This window comes from Clostridium sp., from assembly GCF_051656525.1.
Classification (GTDB): domain Bacteria; phylum Bacillota; class Clostridia; order Clostridiales; family Clostridiaceae; genus Clostridium.
Genome location: NZ_JBOGCC010000025.1, coordinates 1 through 2,987, shown reverse-complemented (window position 1 = coordinate 2,987; position 2,987 = coordinate 1). Strand labels below are relative to the sequence as shown.

General features: G+C 28.1%; 2 protein-coding genes and 1 riboswitch. Both genes read right to left on the bottom strand.

What is annotated here, in order from left to right; genetic code table 11:
* Positions 1 to 220: 220 nt before the first annotated feature.
* Positions 221 to 676, bottom strand: coding sequence for a GNAT family N-acetyltransferase (locus ACRDDY_RS00725; protein WP_438563051.1), 456 nt, complete (start codon positions 674 to 676; stop codon positions 221 to 223).
* Between the two features lie 150 nt (positions 677 to 826).
* Positions 827 to 2,266: an amino acid permease gene (locus tag ACRDDY_RS00720; RefSeq protein ID WP_438563050.1), complete on the bottom strand. Its 1,440-nt coding sequence runs from the start codon at positions 2,264 to 2,266 to the stop codon at positions 827 to 829.
* A 112-nt stretch (positions 2,267 to 2,378) separates the two neighbouring features.
* Positions 2,379 to 2,557, bottom strand: a riboswitch (Lysine riboswitch).
* Positions 2,558 to 2,987: the final 430 nt, after the last annotated feature.

Here is a 2,987-nt window from a genome sequence, read left to right as displayed (position 1 = left end):
ACGAAGAAGAATTTATGCCTTCTGCTGATAGTACTATAGAACAGAATGACTTAATAATTTTAGCAGGGGTAAAAGAGGCTGTTTATGATACTATGCATATGCTTACTCTTTGTAACTTAACTAATCCTCCTGAGGGAACTGAAGAAGCTTAAGAATATTTAGGACTATATTTGTAGTTTTTGAAATTTATTTCTATTACTACTAAATATAGTCCTAATTTTTATTTAAAATTTTTCAAATCTAATTCCATTACAAGCTCTCCACCACAATCTAATTCTCCATTAAATGAAAAACCTATTTTTTTATAAAGTTTTATAGCTGAATAGTTTTCTTTAAATATACTTAAAAAAATTTTATCTCTTTTATATTTTTCTTTTAAATATTTTATTATCTCTACTAAAAATCTTTCTCCATATCCTACCCCTTGAAATTTCTCATCTATCATATATCTATCAAGCCATACTCTATTATTTTCTTCCTTAATTTCTCCAAACATTGTAAAGCCAATTAAATTCTCATCATCATAAAGTCCCATTGGATTCCAGTAAGTAAAATATTTTGATTCTGCAATAGAGTATTCATTACTTTCTATAAAATCTCTTTGTCCCTTTGCTACTTTTAGTTTAATAACTTCAAAAAAATTTTCTTTATTTATAGCTTTTATTTTTAAATTCATTTTATCCCTACTTTTCTTTTTAAACTTTATTATCATTTATTTCCCTTATAAAAATATAATCTCATATTTTACTATAAAAGTAAATTTTATAAAAAATAACTTCATTAAATAGATTTTATTTACTCTATCTAATGAAGCTATTATTAAAATTTATTTTTCTATCTCTAAATCTGCATCTTCTAATTTTATTAATTTAGTTTTATGTTTTATTTTATAATAAATAAATGGAATAACGAATATTGGTATCCCTATATAAGAAGATATTACTCCACCCCATTGTATAGGTCCTGTAGTATCAAAATATGAGTACCCTTGTCCAATTACAATTGCTAAACACATTACTATAGCAAGTATTGTTCCTATAGGATATAGTTTAGCCTTATATTTAAGCTTTGATAAATCTTTTCCCTGTGCTATATAAGCTTTTCTAAATCTATAATGACATAAAGATATTCCAAACCAAGCTACAAACCCTGCAAGCCCTGAAGCAGAAACAAGCCATGTATATACTGTTCCAGAACCAAAGAAACTTGTTAAAAAACATAAGCATGCAATTATTGTGGTAAATATAATTCCATTTACAGGAACACCTCTTTTATTTGTTTTACCAAAGATTTTTGGTGCCATCCCCTCCTGTGCCATAGCATAAATCATTCTACTAGATGCATACATTCCTGAGTTACCTGCTGATAATACTGATGTTAAGATTACTACATTCATAACTGAAGCTGCACCAGCTATACCCATACGCTCAAAAACCATAGTGAAAGCACTAGTTTGAACCCCTGCATCTTTATAGGAAATTATAGCACCCATTATTAAAATTGTTCCTAAATAAAATAATAAAATTCTCCAAAAAATAGTATTTACAGCTTTAGGTACATCTTTTTCTGGATTTTCACTTTCTCCAGCAGTTAAACCAACAAGTTCTGTTCCTTGAAAAGAATAACCAGCAGCAAGTAAAATTAAAAAGAATGCCTTAAAACCTCCAATAAAAGGTCCCCCACCTACAAAGTAATTTTTAAAACCTATATATTTTCCTCCAAGTATTCCAAAAATCATAAGTAATCCAACTACTAGAAAAATAATGATTGTTGCAACCTTAATTGCTGAAAACCAAAATTCTGACTCTCCATAGGATTTAGCTGACAATAAATTTAAAACAACTATTATAACTAAAAATCCTGCACTAAAATAAACACTAGGAACCTTAGGGAACCAAAACTTCATTACTAAAGCCCCTGCAACTATTTCTGTAGCTATTGTTATAGCCCAGTTATACCAATAATTCCAACCTAATGCAAAGCCTAGTGCTGGATCTATAAATCTATTTGCATAACTACCAAAGGACCCTGTTTCAGGAAGAAATGTTGCCATTTCCCCAAGTCCTGTACATATAAAATAAACCATTACTCCTATTGACAGATAAGCTAAAAATGCTCCCCCTACTCCAGCTTGATGTAAGGTTCCTCCCATCGCTAAGAATATTCCAGTTCCAATTGCTCCACCTAAAGCAATCATTGATAAATGTCTTGATTTTAATTTACGCTGAAGTCCTTCTCCATTTTCTGTTGAATTTGAATTTTCCATCTTTTGTTCCTCCTCTTATGGTACTCCATAAGTCTCTAACTCCGGCAATTACTAAAAAAACCCTAAGCAAAGTTGCTTAGGGCTAATATCATATTTAATTTTTTTAAATTTAAATATTGATAGCACACCACAAAACTTTATTTTGTGACAGTGATTTAGATATTCTCTAAACCCCCAGCTCTATAGATTTCAAGTTACTCTATAGGCTTCGGCAATATTTCCTTTCTTAATAGTTCATCGCTACTTTTGCTCCCTAAAAATACTTTTAAATATTGCACCTCTACCGCGGTTATTAACTTTTTCTCTTATTATCTTACAGCTTTTAATCTTTGTCAACTTTTCTTCTAAGAAATTATTTTTTATATTTATGCATCATTTAATTATTTTTCTTACTTTAACAGTAAAAATTAAATCATTAATAAAATAATTTATTTTTTATTTCCAATATAATAAAAAGAGTTTAATCAAAATATAAAAAACTACTTCTTTTCTATATCTAACAACTTTTTTAGATATAAATAGCAAATGTTTTTTTATTTGAAAAAACTCTTTTAGTTTTAGAATAAATATTTTTACTTTAACTCTTTTATAAGATCTTCACTTAAAGTATACAATTTTCTTAAATATTTATAAACTTCTTCATAGGAAGAATCTCTATATTTTTTTACTTCTCTTAAAGCTTCCATTCTAAAAGTATGTATTTGAGCAGTTGTTAATCCAA

Bases quoted from the DNA above. Each gene is read 5' to 3' on its own strand.
- ACRDDY_RS00720 (WP_438563050.1), bottom strand. From the start codon at position 2,266: ATGGAAAATTCAAATTCAACAGAAAATGGAGAAGGACTTCAGCGTAAA.
- ACRDDY_RS00725 (WP_438563051.1), bottom strand. From the start codon at position 676: ATGAATTTAAAAATAAAAGCTATAAATAAAGAAAATTTTTTTGAAGTT.